Origin of the sequence: Nocardia brasiliensis IFM 10847 (assembly GCF_000710915.1) — a bacterium.
GTDB classification, from domain to species: Bacteria; Actinomycetota; Actinomycetes; order Mycobacteriales; family Mycobacteriaceae; genus Nocardia; species Nocardia brasiliensis_A.
In genome coordinates, this window is record NZ_BAUA01000015.1 from 1 (window position 1) to 25,120 (window position 25,120).

General features: G+C 66.9%; 24 protein-coding genes. 17 read left to right on the top strand and 7 right to left on the bottom strand.

Going from position 1 to position 25,120, the window contains the following annotated elements:
• Positions 1-116 precede the first annotated feature (116 nt).
• Positions 117-1,208, bottom strand: coding sequence for a helix-turn-helix domain-containing protein (locus NBRGI_RS46090; protein WP_081877909.1), 1,092 nt, complete (start codon positions 1,206-1,208; stop codon positions 117-119).
• A 162-nt stretch (positions 1,209-1,370) separates the two neighbouring features.
• Here NBRGI_RS46090 and NBRGI_RS46095 point away from each other — a divergent pair, with 162 nt between their 5' ends.
• A complete protein-coding gene (locus NBRGI_RS46095; RefSeq protein ID WP_081877910.1) occupies positions 1,371-2,093 on the top strand; it encodes a response regulator in 723 nt (240 codons plus the stop codon).
• Between the two features lie 291 nt (positions 2,094-2,384).
• Positions 2,385-2,678, top strand: coding sequence for a hypothetical protein (locus NBRGI_RS03485; protein ID WP_148310675.1), 294 nt, complete (start codon positions 2,385-2,387; stop codon positions 2,676-2,678).
• A 32-nt stretch (positions 2,679-2,710) separates the two neighbouring features.
• On the opposite strand, the gene NBRGI_RS03490 is transcribed toward NBRGI_RS03485, so the two are convergent.
• On the bottom strand, positions 2,711-3,703 hold the full coding sequence (locus NBRGI_RS03490) for a helix-turn-helix transcriptional regulator (protein WP_029892796.1): 993 nt from the start codon (positions 3,701-3,703) through the stop codon (positions 2,711-2,713).
• A gap of 87 nt (positions 3,704-3,790) precedes the next feature.
• Here NBRGI_RS03490 and NBRGI_RS03495 point away from each other — a divergent pair, with 87 nt between their 5' ends.
• The 8 genes from NBRGI_RS03495 (at position 3,791) to NBRGI_RS03530 (ending at position 11,094) form a co-directional block, all read left to right on the top strand.
• Positions 3,791-5,035, top strand: coding sequence for an FAD-dependent oxidoreductase (locus tag NBRGI_RS03495; protein ID WP_029892797.1), 1,245 nt, complete (start codon positions 3,791-3,793; stop codon positions 5,033-5,035).
• Positions 5,036-5,136: 101 nt separating this feature from the next.
• Positions 5,137-6,165 carry an alpha/beta hydrolase gene (locus NBRGI_RS03500; RefSeq protein ID WP_029892798.1) on the top strand — a complete coding sequence of 343 codons (1,029 nt, stop codon included), beginning with the start codon at positions 5,137-5,139 and terminating at the stop codon, positions 6,163-6,165.
• A 270-nt stretch (positions 6,166-6,435) separates the two neighbouring features.
• Positions 6,436-7,341, top strand: a complete 906-nt coding sequence (locus NBRGI_RS03505) for a LysR family transcriptional regulator (protein ID WP_029892799.1) — start codon at positions 6,436-6,438, stop codon at positions 7,339-7,341.
• A gap of 102 nt (positions 7,342-7,443) precedes the next feature.
• Complete coding sequence (locus NBRGI_RS03510; RefSeq protein ID WP_029892800.1) at positions 7,444-7,998, top strand: cysteine dioxygenase family protein; 555 nt, start codon at positions 7,444-7,446, stop codon at positions 7,996-7,998.
• Positions 7,998-9,251 (top strand): pyridoxal phosphate-dependent aminotransferase, encoded by a 1,254-nt coding sequence (locus NBRGI_RS03515; RefSeq protein WP_029892801.1) that lies wholly within the window; start codon positions 7,998-8,000, stop codon positions 9,249-9,251. The genes NBRGI_RS03510 and NBRGI_RS03515 overlap by 1 nt, the downstream gene beginning before the upstream one ends.
• A gap of 49 nt (positions 9,252-9,300) precedes the next feature.
• Positions 9,301-9,900: a TetR/AcrR family transcriptional regulator gene (locus tag NBRGI_RS03520; RefSeq protein ID WP_029892802.1), complete on the top strand. Its 600-nt coding sequence runs from the start codon at positions 9,301-9,303 to the stop codon at positions 9,898-9,900.
• Between the two features lie 143 nt (positions 9,901-10,043).
• Positions 10,044-10,370, top strand: a complete 327-nt coding sequence (locus tag NBRGI_RS03525) for a hypothetical protein (RefSeq protein ID WP_029892803.1) — start codon at positions 10,044-10,046, stop codon at positions 10,368-10,370.
• A 64-nt stretch (positions 10,371-10,434) separates the two neighbouring features.
• Positions 10,435-11,094, top strand: coding sequence for an RraA family protein (locus tag NBRGI_RS03530; protein ID WP_029892804.1), 660 nt, complete (start codon positions 10,435-10,437; stop codon positions 11,092-11,094).
• A 40-nt stretch (positions 11,095-11,134) separates the two neighbouring features.
• On the opposite strand, the gene NBRGI_RS03535 is transcribed toward NBRGI_RS03530, so the two are convergent.
• Positions 11,135-12,559 (bottom strand): pyridoxal phosphate-dependent decarboxylase family protein, encoded by a 1,425-nt coding sequence (locus tag NBRGI_RS03535; RefSeq protein ID WP_029892805.1) that lies wholly within the window; start codon positions 12,557-12,559, stop codon positions 11,135-11,137.
• Between the two features lie 149 nt (positions 12,560-12,708).
• Here NBRGI_RS03535 and NBRGI_RS03540 point away from each other — a divergent pair, with 149 nt between their 5' ends.
• The gene (locus NBRGI_RS03540) at positions 12,709-13,290 is read left to right on the top strand and encodes a TerD family protein (RefSeq protein WP_014987608.1); all 582 of its coding nucleotides are present in this window, start codon (positions 12,709-12,711) and stop codon (positions 13,288-13,290) included.
• A 35-nt stretch (positions 13,291-13,325) separates the two neighbouring features.
• On the opposite strand, the gene NBRGI_RS03545 is transcribed toward NBRGI_RS03540, so the two are convergent.
• The gene (locus NBRGI_RS03545) at positions 13,326-14,153 is read right to left on the bottom strand and encodes a hypothetical protein (protein WP_029892806.1); all 828 of its coding nucleotides are present in this window, start codon (positions 14,151-14,153) and stop codon (positions 13,326-13,328) included.
• A gap of 115 nt (positions 14,154-14,268) precedes the next feature.
• Here NBRGI_RS03545 and NBRGI_RS03550 point away from each other — a divergent pair, with 115 nt between their 5' ends.
• Positions 14,269-16,401, top strand: a complete 2,133-nt coding sequence (locus NBRGI_RS03550) for a prolyl oligopeptidase family serine peptidase (RefSeq protein WP_036557302.1) — start codon at positions 14,269-14,271, stop codon at positions 16,399-16,401.
• A gap of 3 nt (positions 16,402-16,404) precedes the next feature.
• On the opposite strand, the gene NBRGI_RS03555 is transcribed toward NBRGI_RS03550, so the two are convergent.
• On the bottom strand, positions 16,405-17,157 hold the full coding sequence (locus NBRGI_RS03555) for a PIG-L deacetylase family protein (RefSeq protein ID WP_029892808.1): 753 nt from the start codon (positions 17,155-17,157) through the stop codon (positions 16,405-16,407).
• Between the two features lie 228 nt (positions 17,158-17,385).
• Here NBRGI_RS03555 and NBRGI_RS03560 point away from each other — a divergent pair, with 228 nt between their 5' ends.
• Both NBRGI_RS03560 and NBRGI_RS03565 read left to right on the top strand, forming a co-directional pair.
• Positions 17,386-19,110 (top strand): thiamine pyrophosphate-dependent enzyme, encoded by a 1,725-nt coding sequence (locus NBRGI_RS03560; RefSeq protein WP_029892809.1) that lies wholly within the window; start codon positions 17,386-17,388, stop codon positions 19,108-19,110.
• Between the two features lie 204 nt (positions 19,111-19,314).
• Positions 19,315-20,880 carry a peptide ABC transporter substrate-binding protein gene (locus tag NBRGI_RS03565; protein WP_029892810.1) on the top strand — a complete coding sequence of 522 codons (1,566 nt, stop codon included), beginning with the start codon at positions 19,315-19,317 and terminating at the stop codon, positions 20,878-20,880.
• Between the two features lie 63 nt (positions 20,881-20,943).
• Here NBRGI_RS03565 and NBRGI_RS03570 read toward each other — a convergent pair whose 3' ends face one another.
• The gene (locus NBRGI_RS03570; RefSeq protein ID WP_029892811.1) at positions 20,944-21,693 is read right to left on the bottom strand and encodes an SDR family oxidoreductase; all 750 of its coding nucleotides are present in this window, start codon (positions 21,691-21,693) and stop codon (positions 20,944-20,946) included.
• Positions 21,694-21,794: 101 nt separating this feature from the next.
• Between NBRGI_RS03570 and NBRGI_RS03575 the strand changes: the two genes are divergently transcribed.
• On the top strand, positions 21,795-22,691 hold the full coding sequence (locus tag NBRGI_RS03575) for a helix-turn-helix transcriptional regulator (protein ID WP_036557306.1): 897 nt from the start codon (positions 21,795-21,797) through the stop codon (positions 22,689-22,691).
• A gap of 64 nt (positions 22,692-22,755) precedes the next feature.
• Positions 22,756-23,946, top strand: coding sequence for an acyl-CoA dehydrogenase family protein (locus NBRGI_RS03580; protein WP_029892813.1), 1,191 nt, complete (start codon positions 22,756-22,758; stop codon positions 23,944-23,946).
• Positions 23,947-23,949: 3 nt separating this feature from the next.
• Here NBRGI_RS03580 and NBRGI_RS03585 read toward each other — a convergent pair whose 3' ends face one another.
• The gene (locus NBRGI_RS03585) at positions 23,950-24,438 is read right to left on the bottom strand and encodes a GNAT family N-acetyltransferase (RefSeq protein ID WP_029892814.1); all 489 of its coding nucleotides are present in this window, start codon (positions 24,436-24,438) and stop codon (positions 23,950-23,952) included.
• Between the two features lie 81 nt (positions 24,439-24,519).
• On the opposite strand from NBRGI_RS03585, the gene NBRGI_RS03590 reads away from it, so the two are divergent.
• Positions 24,520-25,119 (top strand): ClpP family protease, encoded by a 600-nt coding sequence (locus NBRGI_RS03590; RefSeq protein ID WP_370627682.1) that lies wholly within the window; start codon positions 24,520-24,522, stop codon positions 25,117-25,119.
• Position 25,120 lies beyond the last annotated feature (1 nt).

The following is a 25,120-nucleotide window of genomic DNA, read 5'->3' on the forward strand; positions in this document are numbered from 1 at the left end:
TTCTGTTGTGTAACAGTTATGTGCTGTCAGTAGTTCTCTAAGGACATCCAGCCGGTCAATCAAGGCGAAGTGATTCAAACACATGGCGTCAAACACTAAGCTGAAAGAGCGGTTTGTCACGGCTCAATCTCGCAATCCGGTTGATCGCCAAGGTCCTCCGCCTTTACTTGGCCATGCATCAGTTCTACTGCGCGAGCTGTAGTGATGAGGTCCTCTTTCCACGCCTTCACCACTGCATGCGCAAAGCTCGGAGGTACCCTTACCTGTTCGAGGTCTGGCTGCGGTGCCCATCCGACAGCTTCCATCAACTCTGCGCGCGTCGGTGGTTGCGCAGACCAGCGCCACACCTCGTCAGGGGAGATCAGTCCAGCGACTGACGCCTGACGTACGGCCAGGGACCATGACGTCCGATACGTTGCTGCCAGTTTGATGATGTAATCGCGTAGATGTATGGACTCGGGTGCGTATTTTATTGCGGCAACGGGCAGTAATAGTTCCGCTGCGAATGATTCGATTACTTCTTCGCGTTCGCTGCGTGACGCGGCGACTCCGAGATCGCTTGAGTATTCGTCTCCGAGCACGAGATGTCCCAGCTCATGGGCTGCTGTCGTTCGGCGGCGGCCTGGCTCCAGTTGTCCGCTGACGACAGCGACCGCCACATCGTCGTCAATGAGAGAAGCCCCCTCGCCTGGTAAATCGACAACCAAAACGAACTGACCAGCGCCTTCGCAAGTCTTCATGAGAGTTTCGATCGGTGAGTGCCCGAGCTGAAGTTCGTTGCGGGCCCATTGTGCAGCGTGACGACCGGCCTGGGCGTTCAGCGTTGCATTAGTGTAGGAAAGCAAGCGGGGAGGCTCGAGCACGCCGAGATCTATCAGCTGTCGTACATCTCTCAGCCAGGCGGACAGCTTCGACAGCATTTGATAAGTTCGACGCGCGGTATCCGAGTTGGTATCATCCACCAGGTGAGCTCGTTGCGATACGACCTGCGGCTGTGGATATAGAAAATGGCTCAGAGGCACTCGGAGGGCGGACGCCAAACGGGTCAACTCTATCGCATTTATCTGGCGTGAGCCTGACTCGATTTTGGCGACTTTGCTACGCTCCAGGCCGATCTGTTGCGCAAGGTCACCTTGCGACATGCCAGCAGCGAGTCGACTCTCGCGTACGCGATCGCCGATCTCGGCCCACTTAAAGTCCGCGCCCATAGTGCGATTTTCGCACAGTCTCAGCCGCTTGCCATCACCTGGGGAGCAACTGAGAGGGCAACTAGTAACCCATCTGCACTATCGATGAGCACGATTTAGCCTTAGACACGAAGATCTGAGCAAGATGTTGCTTACTGGGCTAGGGTCGGGCAATATTGAGTGATGGCTGGTGGTATGAGGATTCTTGTAGCGTCCCCTGCGGGGGAGGCCGTCGCACTGGCGCTGTCTCAGTTGGCGCCGGACGCGGCGGTGTTCGTGGCAACCGAGCCGAAATCTCTACACGAAGCGATCGCTGACACGGTTCGGTTCGATGTTGTCGTCAGTGATCTCGTATGGAACAACCCTGGTCTTGAGTTCGCTTTCGACGGCCTCGACGTGGTGAACATGCTTATCGCGACTGACCGGCTGGCGCCGGTTGTAGTTGCCGCCCAGGGGGTCTCGCTAGAGGAAGAATTCCTGCAAGAAGCGGCGCGACACCCACAGGTCGTGGGGCTCTATCAGAAGTCGAACGGTGTACCTTCGTTGCTGAGTGCGGTTCGCGAAGCCGCGATTGGTCGCAGCATGCTGCAAGAACGCCCGGACGCCGACCCGCCGCCATTGTTCGAGTTGTTCCGAGGGCAACGTGGGGAAACTGCCGGCCGTCTTGCTGGTGCCATCGCAGCCGGTCGTGCCAGTGATGCGATTTCGCTCGCGCGGGCAGCTCAAGTAGGTGTCAACACGGCCAACAAGGTGGCCAGTACTTACTTGGGTCCGATAATCCGCCTTCGAGGTGAGCATGACCCAGATCTCTCATTGACCTTAGCTACGGTATATCGCTGGTGTGGCCTGCACGCTAGGTATCTGGTGAGTTGGTGCCGTCGTCACGGACATGCCGACGTACTTTAGCTCGGCTGATCGCGTTGGCTCGAGGTGATAAGAGGTCACGTTGATGCCTGGACAGTAGGGTGAGTCGGGTTGTACTCCGTAGCCTGCTTTGCCTTGCTGGCAGGGAAGTTCGCACTCTCGCTGGTGTTGTGGCTCATCGCGGTCGGAGTGTTGATCGCCAATGCAGTTCCGACGTTTACAGGGAAGCGGCGTTCGGTGATCGACCGGCTTTGCGGCACTGCGGTGGTGCGGGCGGGTCTGTATCGGCGATCGTGGGAGACGGCCCGGGACAGTGCGGCTGTGCAGCGCGGGATGCGTAGTGCGCGAACAGGTTTGGATAAGGCGCAGGGGGCCGCTGCTACGGCCAAGGATAGTGCGGCTCGGCTTGCCGAGGACGAGCGCGTCCGGCAGGTGCGGGAATCCGAACAGGCGCAGCGGGTGGTGGCGCTGGGTCAGCAGGCCGGTCGTCGCACCGGTGCGGCGGTGCGGCAGGTGATCGCGTCGGATCGGGGGCAGCAGGCGCAGCGGGTGGCGAAGTTGGCCGGAGGTGCGCTGCGTAATGCTTATGACAAGCGGCGCGGCGGCGGTGATCCCGGAACCACGTAACATGTCCGCTCGTGGGCGGGTGGATGACCAGACTAGGTCCCAATCGCCCTCCACCGCTGCGCAAGCCGCTGACACGCTGCGACCAACTCCGGCGGCTCCACCTCGCTGAGTTCGGTGTCGAAGGTGGCGAGGATGCCGGCGATACCTGCCCAGGACCATGCGCCGAGGGTGAGGCGGCAGTGGCGGGGGTCGAGGTGTTCGACGACGGAACCGCCCGGCGCCCAACGGGCTACGGTTTCGGCGGGCAGGTCGAGGCGCGCGGATCCGAGGCATTCCCAGGTGGCGGGGGTGTCGCCGCGGTTGTGGCTGGTCATGACGAAGTGGGCGACGTCGTTGCCGGGGAGCTCTCTGGGGGTGAAGGAGAGGCCGGGGGGTGTGCGCAGGTGGAGTCGGTCGACGCGGTGTACGCGCCAGGTGCTGTCGGCGGGGTGGTAGGCGACGAGGTACCACCGGCCGGCCCAGACCACGAGATGATGTGGCTCGATACGACGCGGGGGCGTGAAGTCTCGGTCGCGGGGGTGCGGGCGCGAGCCGTCGGGGCGTAGCGCTTCGACGACCAGCAGGTGGTGTGTGCGAACCGCGCTGCCGACGACTTTCAGCGCATCAGCGGCGATGGGCGGGGCCGGAAATTCCCAATAGTTCTGAAGTCTGGTGAGTTTCAGCGACTCCATCGCGGTGCGCAGGCGGTTGGGCATCACCTGTTCGAGTGTCTTCAGTGCCCGAGCGGCGTCGGCACCGAGGCCGAAAACCGTGCTCGGCGCGGTCTGTAGCGCGACCGCGACGGCCAAGGCCTGCTCGTCGTCGAACAGTAGCGGCGGCAACGTGTGGCCGCTGCCCAATTCGTAGCCGCCCGCGGGACCGCGCACGGTCGTGATCGGGTAGTCGAGTGATCGGAGGGTTTCGATATCGCGCCGGACGGTGCGTGCGCTGACGTCGAGTTGCGCGACCAGTTCGTCCAGCGACCACCGGCGGCGGGCCGCGAGCAGGGACAGCAGGCGCAGTGCGCGCCGGGAGGTATCGGCCACCGCACCATTGTGGCCACTCGATGGCCGGTACCGGTGAGATCGTCGGTTCCGAGGTTGCCCGGCAGCAGGTAGAGGAGCGGAAACAGGATGCGCATCATCGTCGTGGGCGGCGGGATCGGTGGGTTGGCGCTGGCCGCCGGTCTGCGGAGGAATGGGTTCGAAGTGGTTGTCTACGAACGGGATACCGATGTGGCGGCGACCGGCGGCTATCACATCACGCTGGACGGCAGGGCGCAGGCGGCGCTGCGCGGCTTGGTCGCGCCGGAGGTCTTCGAGCGCGTGCTGGCGTCGGCTTCGGCGCTGCGGCTGCGCGAACGAGACGCGATGTGGGACCGGCGTGGGCGGTTGCTCGGCCACGGCCGGGATCTCGGCGACGACCCGAGCGTGGACATCGACCGCATCACCTTGCGGACGGTACTGGCCGACGCGGTCGGCGCGGACCTGCGGCTGGGCCGATCCGTCACCGGGGTCGGTCTCGGTGCGGACGGCAGACCGCTGGCGAATTTCGCCGACGAGCCGCCGGTCGCGGGCGACCTGCTGGTCGGTGCGGACGGCGCGCACTCGCTGGTGGCCGGCCGGCTCGCCGGTCGCCCCACGAACTCGCCAGCCGGTGTCATCGGCTTTTCCGGACGGACCTCGGTAGCTGACCTCGGTGCCGCTGAACAGCTCCGGCTCGGACCGCGCTCCGGGCTGGCGGTGGGGCCGCGCGGTTCGGCGCTCTACGTCGGCTATCTCGATCCGGTGGGCAATGCCGTACTAGACGCTTCAGAGCTTCGGGCCGCGATCACGACGGGGCCGACCTACATCTGGGGAGCGATGTTTCCCGAGTCGGCGGCCACCGACTCGATCCGGAACGCGCGTGGTGTCGCGGTGCGGACCGCGCTGCTGGACCGGTTCCGGCGCCACGGGTGGTGTGAGCGGACGCTCGAGGTCGTGGCCCGTGCTGATCCGGATAGTGTCGCCGCGTTCCGGTTCAACGCGGCGTCGACGCGGGCGCGGGACCTCGCGCCGTGGCCGGCCGGGCCGATCACGGCGCTCGGCGACGCCGTGCACGCGACGCCGCCGACAGCCGGGATGGGTGCCGGAGCGGCCATTCGCGATGCCGCGAGCCTGGTCGAGCAACTCGGTGCGGTTGCCGCCGGGACTGTGCACCTGGCTGTGGCGGTCAGCGATTTCGAGGCGGGCATGCGGCTGCGCGGCAGCGAAGTACTGATCATGGCGATGAAAACGGTGCGGTGGATCTTGGCCACCGACACCCGGCTGGGCGCGGCCGTCACGGTGGCGGGCGGGCCGGTGCTGGCGGCCGCCAACCGACTTCGCCCGCGCCGCTGAAGTGGCGTACTGCCACTGGTTTCCGCGTTGCGGTGTGCTCGTGCGGCGGCGGCAGTACGGTTCTGATCGGAAGTAACGCAGGTATTCCATTGGGAGGTCGAATGCTGCCGTGGTCCACTGAGCTGGCCGGACGAATCGATGAATCGGTGATCAACAGCACTGTGTTGCAAGGGAATCCGCTGGGTGACCCGCATGAGCGGCCGGTGCTGGTCTATCTGCCACCGGGTTACGACGACGAGCCGCAGCGGCGTTATCCAGCGGTCTATGTGATCCAGGGTTATACGGGAGACGTCACCATGTGGCGCAACCGGCAGCCGTTCCGGCGGCCGTTCCCGGAGACGGCCGACCGGGTGTTCGCCGACGGCGCGGCGCCACCGGCCATCGTGGTGTTCGTCGACGCCTGGACCGCTTACGGCGGTAGCCAATTCGTCGACTCGCCCGGCACCGGCAAGTACCACACCTACCTGTGCGACGAAGTGGTGCCGTGGGTCGACGCCCACTATCGGACCTTGCCGAGCGCGGCGCATCGGGCCATCACGGGCAAGTCGAGCGGTGGCTTCGGCGCGATGATCACGCCGATGCTGCGGCCGGATCTGTTCGGCGCGTTGGCCACCCATGCCGGCGACGCGCTCTACGAGTTCTGCTATATCCCGGAGTTCGCCAAGGCGGTGCGGCATCTGCGCGCCTATGACGGGGACATCCAACGCTGGTGGGACGACTTCCGGTCCCGCGTCGCCTTCACCAAACCGGAGGACGACGACCTGCTCGGCTTGCTGGGTGTGTCGGCCTGCTTCTCCGCGCGCGAAGACGGCACGGTGGATCTGCCTTTCGATCCGGTGACGGGGGTGCTCGACGCCGCGGCGTGGGAGCGTTGGCTGGACTGGGATCCCGTCCGCATGGTCCCGAAATACGCTGAGGCCCTGCGGGGTCTGCGTGGGATCTGGATCGATGGCGGCACCAGGGACGAGTGGTACCTCGACATCGGCGGGCAGGCGTTCCGCGCCGCGTTGCTCGCCGCCGACGTGCCCGCGGACATCATCCAGTTCGAGCTGTTCGACGCGGGGCACGGCGGGATCGACTACCGCTACCCCCTCTCGCTCGCCTGGTTGTGCCACCGGATCGCTCCGTAAGGGTCGGCTGAACGGCTGATACCGAGGTGCGGTGACGGTTGCCACCATGGACGTGGGAACAGTCACCGCACGATCGGAGCCTGCGATGAAAGCCGAACTGCCACAAGCGTTCGGCAGTAGCGGTGCTTGGCCGTACCCGGCGTGGCCGTGGTGGGTCGCTCCCGCGTTCGGTGTGCTCGGCTACTTCGGCCTGGCTGCGATGAGAGCGAGGTCGTAGCGGCCGGCCTGCATGGATTGCTCTGGGGGGCAAAGCGATGCTTATTCTTGGCCATGTTCGACTCACGGCACATTCGGGTTTTCGACGAGGTCGTACGGACCGGTTCATTCGCTGCGGCGGCGCGGCATCTCGGTTACACGCAGCCCGCGATCAGCCAGCAGATGAAGGCGCTCGAACGCTCGGTGGGCACGCCGCTGTTCGTCCGGGTCGGGCGGGGTTTGCGGCTGACCGACGCGGGCGAGATCCTGGCCAGGCACGCGGCCGGGATTCTCGGCACGATCTCGGCGGCGCAGCAGCAGATGACGGCGATCACCCGGCTCAAGTCCGGGCGAGTCCGGGTCTGTGCGTTCCCCAGTGCGTGCGCGACGCTCGTTCCGTCGGCGGTGGCCTCGATCAAATCGCGGCATCCGGGCATCCGGATCGAGATGTTCGATGCGGAGCCGCCCGAATCGGTGGAGGCGTTGCGGCGCGGCGACTGCGATATCACCCTCGCGTTCACCTATGACGCGGGTGAACAGCCGGAATTCGATGACCTGTACAAGGTTTCGCTGCTCGACGACCCGCTGATCGTGCTGCTGCCGCGCGGGCACGCGCTGGCCCGGCGTCGCACGGTCGAGCTGGCGCAGCTGGCCGAAGAACGCTGGATCGCGGGATGTGTGCGCTGCCGAAGCCATTTCATCGAATCGTGTGCGACCGCGGGTTTCGAACCGCACATCGATTTCACCACCGACGACAATCTCGCGGTGCAGAGCCTGGTGGCGGAGGGCACGGGGGTCGCGGTGATGCCGAGCATGGTGCAGTCGTTCATCCGGCATCCGAAGGTGATCAGCCGCCCGGTGATTCCCGCGGACTCGCGCACCGTGGCGGCGTACACGCTGTCCGGTCATCAGAAGATCCCGGTCACTCAGCTGATGATGGAAGCCATCCAGTGTGCCGCCAACGCGATGACTCTGACATGAAACCTGTTGTGTGCGGCCCTGTTCCATCCATAAGTGATCCTTTGGTATCGGCAAAATTGTCTAAGTGGACCGCACCGGTCCGCCGGTCGCATCCTGGTCCGTATGACGACCAGCACAGCCGCACCCAGCACGCCACAGCTCGCCGATCTCGTCTGCGCGGTAAGGGAAGTCGTGCTGCTCGAACGCCCACCCGCCGAGGCGGCCCGGCTCGTCGCCGAACGGCTCGAGCCCTTCTTGCGGCAGCCGGGTCTGCTGCCCGAGCAGTACTGTGAGGGTGATCCCCAGCGGTACCGGCAGCACCTGGTGCACACCGAGGACGACGGCAGCTTCTCCGTGGTGGCCATCGTCTGGCGGCCGGGACAGCAGACCCCGATCCATGATCACGTGGCCTGGTGCGTCGCAGGCGTTTACGAGGGCACCGAGACCGAACAGCGGTACGAGCTGCGCGGTGCGGGACCGAGCGCACGGCTGGTAGTGGTGGCCGATGCGACCAATGCGGCAGGCACGGCGGTGGGTTTCGCGCCGCCCGGAGATATCCATCTGGTACGCAATACCGGTACGACAACGGTGATTTCGATCCACATCTACGGCGCGCACATCGGCAAACTCGGCACCAGCGTGCGCCGGGAATACCGACTGCCCATCGCGGACGCCTGATGGACGCGATCGTTGCGCCCTCCGCCACGTTGGCCCTGAACGAGAAGATCAATGCCCGGCGGGCGGCCGGCGACGACATCCTGCACCTCGGGTTCGGCGAAGCCGGTCTGCCGGTACTGCCGGAAGTCGCTGCGGCACTGGCCGAAGGGGCGACGGCGAATTCGTATACGCCCGTGGCCGGGACCATGCCCGCGCGGACGGCCGCCGCAGGGTATCTCTCGCGAGGCGGGCTGCCGACGAGTCCCGAGCAGGTGCTGCTCGCGCCGGGGAGCAAGGCGTTGCTGTTCGCCGCGCTCGCGGTGCTGCCCGGCGATGTCGTGCTGCCGATTCCGTCGTGGGTGAGCTATCCGGCGCAGATCGGGGTGATCGGCAAGCGTGCCATCGGGGTGCCGATTCCCCGCGAGGTGGGTGGTGTGCCGGACCCCGACCTGCTCGAGGCGGCGCTCGCGAGCGCCCGTGCCGAGGGCGCCGATCCGCGGATACTCATCCTGACCGTGCCGGACAATCCCACGGGAACGGTGGCCGGCGCGGCCATCATGGGGCGGGTGTGCGAGATCGCCGATCGGCACGGGCTGACGATCCTCTGCGACGAGATCTATCGTGATCTCGCGTATGACCCTGCGACATCGTGCAGTCCGGCTCTGCTGTTGCCGCAGCGCACCATCGTGACCGGCGGCCTGAGCAAGTCGATGGCTCTCGGCGGCTGGCGTATCGGATACCTTCGCACGCCACCCAATCGCGCCGGACAGCAACTGGCGCAACGGATCGGCGGCCTCGGCAGCGAAATCTGGTCCTGCCTGTCCGGCCCCATGCAGGCGGCGGCGACCTTCGTCTTCGAGGCGCCGACAGTGGTGACCGAGCGCATCGTGGCCAGCCGGCGACTGCACGCCGCCGTCGCCACCACCGCCCACACGATCTTCACCAAGGCCGGAATCGCTTGCCGCGCACCGCAGGCCGGCTTCTATCTCTACCCGGATCTGGAAAGCCTCCGGCCCGCCCTGTCGCGCCGCGGCATCGAAACCGGTGTCGCCCTGGCCGATCACCTGCTCGACGATTTCGGCATCGGCGTCCTGGCCGGCGCGCATTTCGGCGACACCCCCACTGCACTACGCTTCCGCGCCGCGACGAGCCTCCTCTACGGCAGCACCCCCGACCAACGTCGTCAAGCCCTGGCCAGCACCGACCCCACCGCCCTCCCGTGGATAGCCACCGCCCTCGACCGCCTGCAGAACGCCCTCGAATCCCTGTCCTGAGCACGCCCAAAACAAGACGGACCGTCTCGTTTCGCTGTAGGGTGGGGGGATGGCGGGAGCTGGTGGGCCGGATCCGGGGCGGCGGAGTGAGCGGTCGCGGAGTGCGATTCTGACCGCGACGTACGAGCTGATCTCGGAGGTCGGGTACGGGAAGTTGTCGATCGAGGCGATCGCGGCGCGGGCGGGAGTGGGGAAGCAGACGATCTATCGGTGGTGGCCGTCGAAAGGGGCGGTGGTTTTCGACGCGCTGGCCGCGCTGAGCGAGGGCGCGGACGGCGATATCGCGTTGCCGGACACCGGTGATCTGGCGGCGGATCTGCGAACGGTGTTGCGCGCCACGGTCGCCGAGTTCGCCGACCCGGCGTTCGAGGCCCCGATTCGTGCGCTCAACCTCGAGATCATCAACGATCCGGAGCTGGCACGGACCTATCGGGACCGGATGGAGCAGCCGATCAAAGCGGCGAAGCTGGATCGGCTGCGCAGCGCCCAGCAGGCGGGGCAGCTACCGGCGGACGCCGACCTCGAGCTGATTCTCGACCTGCTGTACGCGCCGATCACCCAGCGCTGGCTGATGCGCTCCGGCCCGCTCGACGCGGCGTTCGCCGACGCCCTGGTCGACGCGGTGCTGCGCGCCTTCGCCCCGGGCTGAGCGCGCGTACCCGGCGCAGCACGCCGATCCGACCTGCGCGACGGTTCGGCGACGCGGATCGCGCCGGTGCCCGTCGTATGATCTCCCGGCGTCGTCTCGAACCAGTTGTTTGCGCGAATCCATGACCCGGGGAAAGGTGCGAGATGGCGAACATGGCCCGAGGATTGCTGGCTACCGTCATTGTCGCCGCCACTTTCGCGTTCGGTTGCTACTGGTACGTTTTCGGCAGGCCGGATTGGCTGTGGAACGGGCCCAAGACAATTGCGATATCGGGACAGCGGTTCGCGGTTGCGGGGATGTACGACCAAACGCGGGGGCCGGTGCAGTGCCTGACCGAGCGACGGTCCATCCTGCTCACCGGGCTCGAATATTGCGTGGTCGACGAGGCGGAACCCGCGACCGGGGTCTTGTTCTGGTATCTCGGGGAGGTCTACACCATCAATATGCAAGAACCACTGGGGTTTCCGTAGCCGCGTCCCGGCCGGGGTAAGGTCAGGTCAATTGCATATTCCTACCCTCGAAGGGGCGGTACCGATGCCGGCCGACCAGCTTGTCGAGAAATTCCGTGCCGTCGATACCACCGCGCTGTGTGATGCCGACAAATCGACGCGGGTGCTGGACAGTGCGATTCGGCCGCGCTCGGGCGGCGTGCGGATCTTCGGTCCCGCGTTCACGGTCCGATGCACCGGCGACTTCTTCGCGGTGCTCCGGGCGATCGAGGCCGCGGCGCCCGGCGATGTGCTGGTCGTCGACGGCGGCGGCAGCGAGATCGCCTTCGCCGGTGAGCTGTTCGCGCGGGGTGCGCTCGTCCGTCAGCTCGGTGGCATCGTCGTCGACGGCGGGTACCGCGATATCGCCTACGTCCGGTCCTGCCCGCTGCCGATCTACAGCCGCTTCGTCACCCCGATGGCAGGCAGCACAACCGAACTCGGCGAGTTGCAGATCCCGGTGACCTGCGGCGGCGTGCCGGTGGTGCCCGGTGATCTGATCCTCGCCGACGAGGAGGGCGTCATCGTGGTCGCCCCGGACCGCATCGAGACGCTGCTCGACGACGCCGCGGCGGTCAAAGAGGCCGAGGCCGGGCTCGTCGCGAAATTGGCTGCGGGAGCCACTCTCAGCGACGGACTCAATGTCGCCGCGCACGCCGACGCGCTGCACCGGGGTGAGCCGTCGGCACTCCAGTTCCTCGTTTGAGTCTCGGCGAACAGCGCAGAGCGGCAGCGCGATTCGCCGGTCATAGCGTGGGTCCCAGCTCGCGGATCACCTCGATCAGCAGATCGGCTTCGGGCTCGGTGATGCGCCAGTTGACGAAAGTCGGGCGCAGCGCCGTCACACCACGGTATTTGGTGGTGCCCACGTAGACCCGTCCGTCCGCGAGGACGGCTGCGCCGAGCCGGGCATTGAGATCGTCCAGGTCGGCTTCGGCGACGCCGGGTGGCCGGTAGCGGAAACAGGTGACGCACAACTGCACCGGAGCCAGCAGCTCGAAGTCGGCCGCCGCGTCGACCACCTGGCCGAGGTGCGCGGCCACGTCGAGGTGCCGTTCGATCATCTCCCGATACCCGGTTCTGCCGTAGGCGCGCAGCGTGGCCCAGATCGGGAACGCGCGTGCACGGCGGGAGGATTCGGGGCCGTGCATGTTGTAGCTGAGCTGTTCGTCGTCGAGGGTCGGCAGGTAGTCCGCGCCCCAACTGCCGAAGGTCTTGCCGAGCACGGACTTGTCCTTGACGAACGAGAAGCCGCTCTCCTGCGGCACATTGAGCCATTTGTGTCCATCGGCGGTGATCGAGTCGGCCCGCTCCACTCCCGCGGCGAGGTGTGCGGTGCGTGGTGACACGGTGGCGAACAGCCCGAACGCGCCGTCGACGTGGAACCAGGCGCGGTACTTCTCGGCGAGTTCGGCGAGGTCCGCGAGCGGATCGCAATCGCCCGCGTTCACCTCGCCGAGATTGCCGACGAGCACGGCGGGTGCCCCGTCGAGTTCGACCAGTGCTCGCTCCAACGCCCGCGGGTCCAGCCGTCCCGCGTCGTCACGGACGAAGGTGCGCAGCGTATCCCGGCCGCAACCGAGGATCTGCAGCGCCTTACGGGTGCTGGCGTGCACGAGACCGCTGGTGAACACCGGCATCCGCGGCAGTCCCGCCAAACCCTGGGCGACCACGTCGTGCCCGTGCCGTCCGGCCCACCAGTAGCGGGCCGCGGCGAGCCCGGTGAGATTGGCGAAGGTGGCGCTCGGCGTGAGTACCGCGCCGAAGTCCGCGGGCAGGCCGAAAAGGTCTTTGAGCCACCCGAGCACCACGGTTTCGGTGCGTGCGGCCAACGGGGAAGTGACCCAGAGGCCCGCATTCTGGTCCAGCAGCGTGGTTATCCAGTCCCCGGCGAGCGCGGCGGGCGTCGCCCCGCCCACTACGAGGTGGAAGAAGCGCGGTCCGGCGCTGTGTACCGCCGCCTCGGTGCCGACGCGCAGCAATTGTTCGACAGCGGCCAGGGTGCCGTCGCCGTGCTCGGGCAGCGGACCGGTGAGTTCATCGATCAGCGGATCGGCGGTGCCGTCGTGCACCAGGCGTTGCGGCAGGCTGTCGAGATACGGTCCGGCGGCCGCGCGCACCAGCTCCATTGCGCGTGCGGCGAGTTCCTGTTCTTTCAGCGGATCGGCCATACCTCTACCGAACTCTCGTGGGATCGCTGTTGTAAATAGCCGGCCATTGAGAGCCGATGCGTATCAAACCTTTTCGTTGAGCTGTCCGCAGCCGGAACGAGACTTTATCGCCCCCTTGGATTTACGAAACCGCCGCTAGTCTGAAGCCTATGATCACGCTCAAGAAAGAAGACGGCGCCGCAGATCTTGCCGGTGTCACCAAGCTGAGTGTCGGCGTGAGCTGGGATCCTTCCGGGGGCACCAGCGGCGGCGCACTGGGCTGGGCGCGGCGTAAGCGCGGCGTCGACCTCGATTTGATCGCCATCCTGATGCAGGGCAGCGAGCCGGTTCGCTTCGCCGGACTCGATTCGCTGGACCCGCTCGGCAACGGCTCGGTACTGCACTCCGGGGACGAGCAGACCGGCGCCGCCACCGGCGACGACGAGACGGTGCACGTGACGTTCGCGGACGTGCCGGGCGGCATCGACGCGATCGTGTTCGTCGCCGCGGCGTTCAAGAAGGGCAGTTCCTTCGAGAAGGCCAACAACATCAGCTTCAAGGTGTACGACGCGAGCGGCGGCAGCAGCCAGCAGGTCGCCGACATCTGGCCGTCACTGCTCGGCGCGGACAACGCGAACGCCGTCGCCCGGGCGTTCCGCAACGGTGCGAACTGGCAGCTGGAAGTGCTCAACCGCAAGGGCAAGATCAAGCAGGGCGACAAGCAGGCCCTGCTCCGCTTCGCGCTCGCGTAGCCGGCCCCGGCCGGCCCGCAGGCCGCGTGGGCGGGTCAGGTCAGGTGGTCGAATTCGCCGCTGACCCAGCGGATATGGCGCTCCGCGGAGCGGTGCACGGCCTGTTTGGCGTCCTGGTCCACGGTGTCGCCGCCCAGCGTGTAGAGACGGTCGTACTCGAACTGGTCCAGCCGGTCGACGATGCGCCGCACGACGGCGGGCGAGAGCGGCACATGCTTGGGGAAGTTGCGCTGGAACGTCACCCAGCCGGGCGCGAGGCTGCCGCTGACGGTGTCGCCGGTGAGCAGGGTGCCGTCGGCGGTGCGGGCGACGGAGCTGCCACGCATGTGACCGCCGACGTGGATCAGTTCGAGGCCGGGCAACGGTTCGATGCGATCGGTCCAGTACTCGAGCACCGGGTCCGGACGCGGCACCCACTCGCGGTCGAGCGCGTTGATCAAGACCGGCACCTCGCCGAAGGCGTGACTCCAGCTGACCTGCGCGGCGAACATGTGCGGGTGGCTGGTGGCGACCACCGCGACGCCGCCGAGCGCGCGGACCCGCTCGACGATGTCGTCGTCGATGTAGGCGGGTGGGTCCCAGAGCAGATTGCCGTGCGGCGTCTGCGCGACGAACGACCAGTGGCCGATCGCGAATCGCGGTGTGCGGCGCAGGCTGTGCAGTCCGCGCCCGTGGTCGCGCTGTTCCACCTCGTGCGGTTGCCGCGCGAGTTCCGCATGCGTCGTCCAATGCCCGTGCGGTCCGAGGTCGCCGCGCTCCTCGATGCTCACCGCGTCGCTGGCGAACACGCAGCCGTTGTCCGGCGGCGGCGCAACAGTATTCGCGTGTTCGAGCCCGCACCCATCACAGATCCACGTCGTCATACCCGACAGTCTGAAACCTCGACCGCACTCGAGGTCAAGCCGCTCATGGGACGTTTCGGTAGGCTGCCCGGGACAGCTCGGTCGGTGCAGCGAAGTGTGATCCGCAGGGAGAAGCATGAGTGGCGTGGGCGTTCGAGGTATGACCAGGCTCGCCGCGGCAGTGTGCGCGATGCTGACGGTGGCCGCGTGTGGTGGGCGGGACGCGGCGCCGGACGACCCGTTCCTGTGGCTGGAAGAGCTGGACGGTGCGCGGGCGCGCAGCTGGGTGGCGGCGGAGAACGAGAAGACGCTCGGCGTCCTGGAGCGGGATCCGCGCTACGCCGAGAATCTCGCCACGGCAAAGGAACTCGGGAACGCGCCCGACCGTCTGCCGATGCCGCGGCTCGTGGACGGGCGGATCGCCAACTTCTGGCAGGACCCCGCGCACACACGGGGGATCTGGCGGGTCACCTCGGTCGCCGATTACGAGTCGGTGCAACCGAATTGGACCAGCCTGCTCGATCTGGACGCGCTGGCGAGGACGGAGGGCGCGAACTGGGTCTGGAAGGGCGCCGACTGCGAGTCGGCGAGCGGGACGCGCTGCCTGATCAGCCTGTCCGACGGCGGCGAGGACGCGGTCACGATTCGCGAATTCGACGTGACCACAGGTCAATTCGTGGCCGACGGGTTCGTCCTGCCACGCAGCAAACAGAACGTCGCCTGGTCCGGTGACGACACCCTGCTGGTGTCGCGGGAATGGCAGCCGGGTGAGGTGACCACGTCGGGTTATCCGTACATCGTCAAGAAGGTGGTGCGGGGCCGACCGCTCGCGGACGCGACGGAGGTGGTGCGTGGCGCGAAGACGGACGCTCTGGCGACCGCGCCGCTGCTGCTGAGTGACGGAAACGGCAACAGAATCAACGTAGTTCAGCGCTCACCGTCGTTCTTCGAACGCGGCTTCACCCTGCTCACCGAGTCGGGCACGGCCGCCCTAGCGCTGCCCCCGAAGTCGGACTTCGCCGGCCGGGTCGGCGACCGGATCGTGCTGACCGTGCGGCAGGACTGGACGATCGCAGGCGCGACTTTCCGTGCGGGGTCGCTGGTGTCGCTCAACGCCGACGAGATGGTGGCAGATCCGCAGCGGCTACGCGCCACCCCGGTGTACGTGCCGGGTCCCGCCGAGACCGCCGAGGGTGTGCTCGCCACCCGCGATCGGCTGGTCGTCACCTCGATGAACGACGTGCGCGGCCGCGCCGCCGTGTACACCCCGCAGCCGGACGGTTCCTGGTCGGCAGCCCCGGTTCCGTTGCCGGACAACGCCGCGATCGCGACGGTGGACGCGGACGTGAAGGGCAGTGCCGCGTATCTGTCGGTGACGTCTTTTCTGGATCCGACCACCGTGTGGCGGCTGGACACCGTGAGCGGGCAGGCGCAACCGGTGAAATCCACACCGCCCAGGTTCGATTCATCCCGCTACGTGGTCGAACAGCACAAGGCCGTCTCGCCCGACGGCACCGAGGTGCCGTACTTCATCGTGCACGCCGCCGATCTGCGTTTCGACAGCAGCACGCCCACGATCATGTACGGCTACGGCGGTTTCGAGATCTCGCAAACCCCTACCTATGACGGCGTTCTCGGCAGGCTGTGGCTGGCGCGGGGCGGCGCTTTCGTAGTGGCCAACATCCGCGGCGGCGGTGAATTCGGACCCGCCTGGCACGAGGCGGCGCTGACCACCAACCGTCAGCGGGCCTTCGACGACTTCGCCGCGGTCGGCAAGGACTTGATCGCCAGGAACATCACCGCGCCAAGGCATCTCGGCATTCTGGGTGGTTCGAACGGCGGGCTGCTGATGGGTGTCGAGCTCACTCAGCACCCGGACATGTGGCAGGCGGTGGGCATTCAGGTGCCTCTGCTCGACATGGTGCGCTACGAGAAAATCGCCGCGGGGGCTTCCTGGGTGGGCGAATACGGCAGTGTCGCCGACCCGGCGCAGCGCGCGTTCCTCGAATCCATCTCGCCGTATCGCCAATTGCGTTCCGGGGTGCGCTATCCCGAGCCGTTCATCTGGACCACCACCAAGGACGACCGGGTCGGACCGCAGCACGCGCGCAAGTTCGCCGCTCGGCTCGCCGAACTCGGCAACCCGTACCTCTTCTACGAGGCGACCCAGGGCGGCCACGGCGCGGGTACCACGATCGATGAGCAGGCGCAGATGAGCGCCCTGCAATACACCTATTTCATGCGGCGGCTGATGGCGCCGAGCCAGTGAAGCTCAGACGAAGAACGTTTCGGTGGTGCCGGTGAACCGGTCGAGCGCGTGCGGCGGCAGCACGGCCTGATCGGCGGGATGTTCCGAGATCGGCAGGATCTGGCTGCGGAACTGCGCGATGGCGCGCAATTTGGCCTCGACCGCCGGGGCGGGGAGGGTCAAGGTGCGGGCCCGGCTGCTGGGCACCACGGGATGTTCGGGAGTCGCCCAGTGCCACATCCAGATCGGGAATTCCAGCAGCCGGGTAGGCGAATCGGCGCAGGCCGCAGCGGCGGCGCGGCCCACCGCCTCGTGGTCGGGGTGCCCGTCGTGGCGCCACGTCGTCGCGCACCACACGCCGGAGCGCCCGCAGTCGGCGAGCACGCCGGTGAGGGCATCGGTGACCGCCTCCTCCGCGGTGGCCACCTTGCCGTCTTCGACGCCTAACTGGAGCGGCGCGTCGACGCCCAATTCCGCTGCCGCGCGCCGTGATTCCAACGCGCGCAGGTCCGCGAGCTCGGCGGGCGAGTAGGTGGGCGAGCCGGGATGGGAGCCTTCGCCGTCGGTGACCGTGACGACGGTGACCGGCAGACCTTGCGCGCGTGCCAGCGCGATCAGCCCGCCGACCCCGAGCACCTCGTCGTCGGGATGTGGCGCGACCACGACCAGATGCCGCCAACCCACCAGGGAGAGCTCATGATGACGCTGCCGCCAAGGCGACCAGGCGCTGACCGGGGTACCTCGGGCGGCTAGGTCGATGATCTGTTCGGCAACCATGAGGACTCCCTTTCCGCGTGTGCACGGCCGAGATCGGCTCGATCGCGCTCGGCATGACTTCGGCGGAGCATGCGTCGGGGCTACCCCGCACGGTCCGGGACAAACGGCGGACGTGACCGCAATGTGGTTCACCTCGCTACCCGGCATGGTGTGCTGGTAGCCGGGTAGTCCGCCGAAAGACGAGGTAACGAGGCCGAGAAAGACGACAGATCGCAGAGGAGCCGAGGTATGACCACGATCGCGGAAATGATTGTCAGCGCACTGGCCGAGGAGGGCGTCACCCACGTCTGGGGTGTCGTCGGCGACGCGCTCAACCCGATCACCGACGCGATCCGGCGCGACGATCGGGTGGAGTGGATCGGGGTGCGCCACGAGGAGGTCGCCGCCTACGCCGCGGGGGCGCAAGCCCAGCTCACCGGCACGATCGGAGTGTGTATGGGTACGGTCGGACCAGGGTCGATCCACCTGCTCGGCGGGCTCTACGACGCGAAGAAATCGCACGCGCCCGTGCTGGCGATCTGCGGTCAGGTGCCCACCGCCGAGATCGGCAGCGAGTATTTCCAAGAGGTCGACAACGACTCCGTCTTCCGCGACGTCGCCGAGTTCACCGCGACGGTAACCACCGCGGAGCAGATGCCGCGGCTGCTCGAGCAGGCGGTGAACGCCGCCGTCTCGCGCCAGGGCGTCGCCGTGCTGACGATTCCGGGTGACATCGGCGGACTGAAGCTCGCCGATCCCGACGCCCGCCCGCGGTTCGTCGCCCGCGATCGCACGATCGTGCCCGGCCCCGATGAGCTGCGCCAGGCCGCGGAAACGCTGAACCAGGCGGAGAAGGTGACCTTGCTGGTCGGGATCGGGGCCAGGCAAGCGCGCGCCGAGGCGCTGGAGCTGGCGGGAAAGCTCAACGCGCCCATGGTGCTGACGATCAAAGCGAAAGAGGGCCTCGAGGACGACAATCCGTACGCCGTCGGGCAGACGGGGTTGATCGGCAATCCGGCCGCCAACGCGGCGCTCGAGGACTGCGACGTGCTGTTCCTGGTCGGCACCGACTTCCCGTATCGCGACTGGTATCCCACCGGCAAGACGGTCATCCAACTCGACGCGCGGCTGGAGCACATCGGCCGGCGCACCGCGGTCGACGTCGCGATGGTCGGCCATGCGGGCCCGGCGTTGCGCGAGCTGCTCCCGAAGCTGGACGCCAAGAAGTCGGACAAGCACCTGTCGAAGGCACAGTCGCACTATCAAAGCTGGATGGAAAGCCAGCTGCGGCTGGCCGAGCCGAAGCACGACCGGAAATTCCTGGGTCGGATCCGGCGTCACCTGGACAACCCGGACGAGCTGATCCGCCCCGAGGCGGTCGCCGCCGCGGTGAACAAGCACGCGTCCGACGACGCGATCTTCACCTCGGACACGGGCATGTCGACGGTGTGGCTGTCCCGGTTTCTCACCATGCGCGGCTCGCGCCGGCTGCTCGGTTCGTTCAATTTCGGATCCATGGCCAACGCGATGCCGCAGGCCCTCGGGGCGCAGATGCTCGATCGTGACCGGCAGGTCGTCGCCTTCTGCGGCGACGGCGGACTGCTGATGCTGCTCGGTGACCTGCGCACGGCCGTCACCTACGACCTCCCGTTCACCGCGGTGGTGTTCAACAACGGCCGGCTCGGCATGGTCAAACTCGAGCAGGAGGAAGGCGGCCTGCCCGAGTTCGGCACCGTGCTGGACAACCCCGATATCGCCGCGGTCGCGCAGGCGATGGGATTGCAGTCGCGCCGGGTCACCGACCCGGACGAGCTCGACGGGGCGATCGCGGAGGCGCTGCAGCAGCGCAAGCCGGTGCTGCTCGACATAGTCACCAACCCCGACGAGATCTCCGTGCCGCCCAAGCCCACGCTGGATCAGGCCTGGGGCTTCGCCATCGCCAAGGTCAAGGAGAGTATCGAGAGCCGCGCGTGAGCCCCGGTGGCCGGGCGCGGGTCTGATCATCGGTAGATCCCATGACAACCGGGCGCGGAAGGTTTAGTGTCCGAGGACATTCCAAGGTTGTCGGGATCGGGCACGGGGAGTTCCGTCGTGTTCGGGTGTGTCTCGAAGACCGGTTATGAATCGGGAGAACGCGTGAGATTCACAAGAGCTGGTGCGCTGCTCGCGGCGGCACTGATGGCCACAAGCCTCGGGGCGACCGCATGTTCGTCGGACGGCGGTGCGGATTCGAGCATCGTGACCACCAATGCCGGGGAGCCGCAGAACCCGCTGGTGCCCACGAACACCAACGAGAACATGGGCGGTCGCGTGGTCGACCGTTTGTGGGCCGGGTTGAAGTACTACGACGCCGACGGCAAGGCGCACAACGAGGTCGCCGACAAGATCGAGACGACCGACCGGAAGAACTACAAGATCACCCTGAAGCCGGACTGGAAATTCAGCGACGGCACCCCGGTCACCGCGAAGTCGTATGTCGACGCCTGGAACTACGGCGCGCTCAGCACCAACGCACAGCTGCAGAGCTACGTGTTCAATCCGATCAAGGGCTTCAAAGACGTGTCGGCGGAGAACCCGACGGTCAAGACGATGTCCGGGCTGAAGGTGATCGATGATCGGACGTTCACCGTGGAACTCGAATCGCCCTCGATCGACTTCGAGACCGAGCTCGGTTACGCGCCGTTCTACCCGCTGCCGGAGGTGGCGTTCAAGGACATGAAGGCGTTCGGCGAGCACCCGATCGGCAACGGCCCGTACAAGTTCGCCAGCGACACCGCGTGGCAGCACAACGTGCAGATCGATCTGGTACCCAACCCGGAGTACAAGGGTGGCCGCCCGGCCAAGAACGACGGTCTGCGCTTCGTGATGTACCAGTCGTTCGACACGGCGTACGCGGACCTGCAGGCGGGCAACCTCGACACCCTCGACGTGATCCCGGACAGCGCGATGGGCACCTACAAGCAGGACCTCGGCGATCGCGCGATCACCAAGCCGATCGCGTACAAGGCGTCCATCGGCATCCAGACCTCGGTGCCGCACTTCGGCGGCGAGGAAGGAGTGCTGCGGCGCAAGGCGTTGTCGATGGCGATCAACCGGGAACAGATCTCGCAGAACATCTTCCACGGCACCCGGATTCCGGCGCGGGACTTCACCGCGAGCACGCTGCCCGGTTTCAAGGGCGACCTGCCCGGTTCCGAGGTGTTGCGGTACGACCCGACCGAGGCCAAGAAGCTGTGGGCGCAGGCCGACGCCATCTCGCCGTGGTCGGGCACGTACGAGATCGCCTACAACTCCGACGGCGGCCACCAGGGCTGGGTCGAGGCCACGGCGAACAGCATCAAGAACACCCTCGGCATCGAGGCCGTCGGCACCCCGTATCCGACGTTCAAGACCATCCGGGACCTGATCAACGCCAAGACCATCAACAAGGCGTTCCGGTACGGCTGGCAGGGTGACTACCCGACGATGCTGCAGTTCCTCAGCGCGATGTACTACAGCTTCTCCGACACCAACAACGTCAACTACAACAACCCCGAGTTCGACAAACTGCTCAACGATGCGTTGGCCGCGTCGACGCAGGAGGAGTCCTACAAGATCGTCGCGCAGGCGCAGACGCTGTTGTTCAAGGACATGGCCGATATCCCGATGTTCGACTATCAGGCCGCCGCAGGCCGGTCGGAGAACGTCAAGAAGGCCGAGCTGGCCTGGAACGGGTTGTTCGACTTCGAGGGAATCGAGAAGTAGCAGTTCGGCATTCGCCGAGGCCGGACCCGCTGACGCGCGAAAGCGTCAGCGGGTCTTCGCTTGTCAGCCCTGCTGCGTGGGGACGACGATCATTTCGGCCACGTTCATCCGTTTGGGCGCGGCGACCGCGTAGCCGATCGCGTCCGCGATGTCCTCGGCCACAAGGGTTTCCAAGCTGCCGCGCCATTCGGCGAGTCCGGCCTTCTGGCCCGTGTCGCGCATGCCGTCACCGAGTTCGGTGCTCACCAGTCCGGGCTCGATGTTCTTCACACGCACGCCCCGCGGTCCGAACTCTGCGCGCAGATTGCGGGTCAGGTGGGCGACCGCCGCCTTGGTGGCGGTGTAGACGCCGTAGTTCGGGAACACCTGATGCCCGCCGACGGAGCCGATCAGGACCAGATCGGCACGGCTGCCCGCGTGTGCGGTGGCGAGCAGGTCGTCGATGAAAGCCCTTCCGGTGTAGAGCAGTCCGTTGATGTTCGTGCCCACCATTTGATCCCACTCGTCGGTGGCGGCGGCCTCGAACGGTGCGGCGAGCATGACACCCGCGTTGGCGACCACGAGATCGACCGGGCCGAGCGCGGCTCGCACGGTGGCCGCGGCATCGAGCACGGATTGCTGGACCGTGACATCGGTGGCGACGGCGAGCACCTCGCCGCCGATCTGTGCGGCCAGTTCTTCGAGCCGGTCCTTGCGTCGCCCGAGCAGGGCGACCTTCGCGCCGTCGGCCGCGAGCCGCTGTGCGGTGGCGGCGCCGATACCGCTGGTCGCGCCGGTGACGACCGCCACGCGGCCGGTGAGGTTGTTTGTCATGACCACAACATTCGTGCTGGTCACGACGCCGTGCCAGGGGAAGGACTTCCTGGTAGTGGGAGGGCCACCCAGGAGCGCGGGGGCTCACTTACGCTCGGAGTATGGACTCCGACAATCGACTGGGCGCTTTTCTGCGGGCACGGCGCGAGCTGGTGCGTCCGGAGGATTTCGGGATGTCCAGCGCAGGTCAGCGCCGGGTATCGGGCCTGCGGCGTGAAGAGGTCGCGATGCTCGCCGGGATGAGCGCCGACTATTACGTGCGGCTCGAGCAAGGGCGGGACAAGCATCCCTCCGAGCAGGTGGTGGCGGCGCTGGCGCGGGTGTTCGACCTGGACGAGGAGGCCACCGCACACCTGCGGGATCTGGCCAGGCCGCCGGTGCGGCAGCGCAGGGCGCCGCAGCGTGCCGAACGCGTGAGCCCGGGGCTGGCGAGCCTGATGGCGCAGTGGCCCAACACGCCCGCGCTGGTGCTCGGCCGGTATCTCGATGTGTTGATCGCGAATCCGCTTGCCGCGGCGGTCAATCCATGTTCGGTGCCCGGCGTCAATCAGGTACGGATGATGTTCCTCGACCCGGAAGCCCGCCGGATCTACCCGGATTGGGCGCAGCACGCGGCGGAGACCGTGGCGAGCTTGCGCGCCAATGTCGGTACCGATCTCGACGATCCGCGGTTGACCGACCTCGTCGGCGAGCTGTCGCTCAAGAGCGAGGACTTCCGCACCCTGTGGGCCAGGCACGATATTCGCGCGAAGATCGCGGGCCGCAAGCGCTTCGCCCATCCCCTGGTCGGTGAGATGACCTTGGCCTACGAGACTTTCACGGTGAACGGTGCGCCGGGCCAACTGCTCATCGCTTATCACGCCCAACCGGGTTCGGATTCCGAACGTACTTTGGCCCTGCTCGGCAGCATGATCGCCACCGGCGACCCGCTGTTGCACGACCCCGGCGCGCGCCCGATCGAGGCGGGGCGCGGGGGCTCGGTCCGGCCACCGGACTGAACCCTGGGCGGTGTGGCCGGGCCCGGCGATACTCGATGGTGCTTGCGCGGCAGGCGTTGTCGAGATGAGCGGAGGAACCACGGTGCCCGAGGTGACGGCAGCGGCCGAGTTGCTGCGAGCCGCAAAGGCTTTCGCGCCAGAGCTGGCGAAGCGACGACAGGAGATCGATGCGGCGCGCCAGTTGCCCGCCGATATCGTCGAGCGGCTGCGCGCGATGGGGATCTACGCGATGGGTTTCAGCGCCGAACTCGGCGGGCCCGGGCTCACCTCGCTGCAGCAGCTGGAGGTGTTCGAGGCGCTGGCCTACGGTGACACCGCCACCGGTTGGTGCGCGATGATCGGCGCGGCGACCGGCGTCTACGCCGGGTTTCTCGACGAACAGGCCGTCGCCGAGCTGATGCCGACCCGCGATCTCATCACCGCGGGACTGATCGCGCCCACGGGCCGCGCCGATCGCGTTCCCGGCGGCTACCGGCTGAGCGGGCGCTGGAAACTGGGCAGCGCCATCAACCATGCCGATCTCGTGGTCGGCGGTGCCATGGTGTTCGAAGACGGTGCGCCGGTGCGCGTCGACGGTGCGCCGCTCGCGCGGATGTTCTGCATGCGGCGCGATCAGGTTCAGGTCTTCGACACCTGGGACAGCACCGGTTTGCGTGGCAGCGGCAGCAACGACTACGCCGTCGACAACCTGTTCATCCCCGAACACCATTCCTTCGACTTCTTCGAACCGAAAAGCGGCACCGGCAAACTCGCCGAGCCGGAGACCTTGCCCCGGGTGATGCCCGGTATTCCGCTCGGTGCCGCGCGGGCCGCGCTCGATCACGTCCGCGAGCTGGCCGAGGGCAGAGTGCTGCCCGGCACCGGCCAGCGGTGGGCGGACAACTATCGCGCCCAGTACATCCTGGGCGAGTGCGAGATGGAGTACATCGTCGCCCGCGGCGCCGTGGTGCAGAGCCTGCGTGCTCAGTGGGAAGCCTTGGACGACAAGCGTTTCGCCGAACTTCCCGCCGACCTCCGGATCCAGACCCTGCTGACCCGGACCCACGCGTACCGGGCCTGCCGCCGCATCGTCGCCCGGTTGTGCGAGCTGGTCGGCACGGCGTCGGTGTACAAACCGAGCCCGCTCGACGTCTGGTTGCGCGACACCAGCACCATGACCACCCATCTGATGGCCCATGACCAGATGCTGCAAACAGCAGGCGCTTTCCTGCTCGGCGGCACACCGGAGTTCCCCCTCGTCCTCGGCGAGCGCTGAGGCCTACGGCGCGACCGCTTTCACGTAGCGGTGGGCCGGGACTGCGATGGGCCCGTCGGGGCCGGGGGCGTGGTGGGTGAACAAGCCCTTGTCGGTCCAGCCGTGGGTTTCGTAGAACTTGCGGGCTCGGGTGTTGCCCGCGACGACCGCGAGCCAGGCTTCGCGGTGGCCGCCGGCGTGTACCCGCTGTTCGGCGGCGGCCAGCAGCGGGGCGGCGAGGCCGGTGCCGCGGTGCTGGGCGGCGACGTAGACCTGCTCCACCTCGTCGCCGACCACCATGACGAACCCGGCGACGGCGTCCGCGACGATCGCGACGGTGGTCTGCGGAACCCGCTGTGCCGCACGGGTATCGAAGGAGGCGCGGGAGCGGACACACAGCAACTCGTCGGGCACGTTGCCCAGGTGCGCGATCTGCCAGCCCTCGTACCAGATCGCCGCGATCGCCGCCGTGTCCTCGGTGCGGGCCTGCCGCAACGTCGTGCCGTCCTGCATTCGCGCACTGTAGCAACGGCGGTCTGCTGTTGGCAGACACAGCGCCGATCAGGGGCAGAGCGCGACTACACCTGAGTCATGATCGAAACATCGCACCTGGACTATCGAGGCCAACTAGCCGACAGATTGTTCCGCCATCGGACGATCTTGCTCACTGGTGAGGTCGACGACGCGATGGCCGAGCGGGCCTGCACCGAACTGGTGCTGCTGTCCGCCGAGAACGCCAAACGTGACATCGTCGTCTACATCAATTCACCCGGCGGCTCGGTGCTCGCCGGGCTCGCCATCTACGACACGATGAAGCTGATCCCCAACGACGTGGTCACCGTCGCGGTCGGATTCGCCGCGAGCATGGGGCAGGTGCTGCTCGCCTCCGGCACGCACGGCAAGCGAATCAGCTTGCCGCACAGCCGGATCATGATGCACCAGCCGTCCGCGGGCATCGGCGGCACCGCGATGGATATCGCGATTCAGGCGGAGAATCTCGAGTACATGAAGTTGCAGTCCGAGCAGATCCTCGCGGCCGAGACCGGCCATACGCTCGAGGAGATCCGCGAGGACAGCGACCGGGACCGCTGGTTCACCCCGGAGCAGGCGCTCGAGTACGGGATCGTCGATCGGATCGCCGAAGACTTCCACCAGATCGCACCATTCACCAACGCACATCGAGCGGGGCTGTAGT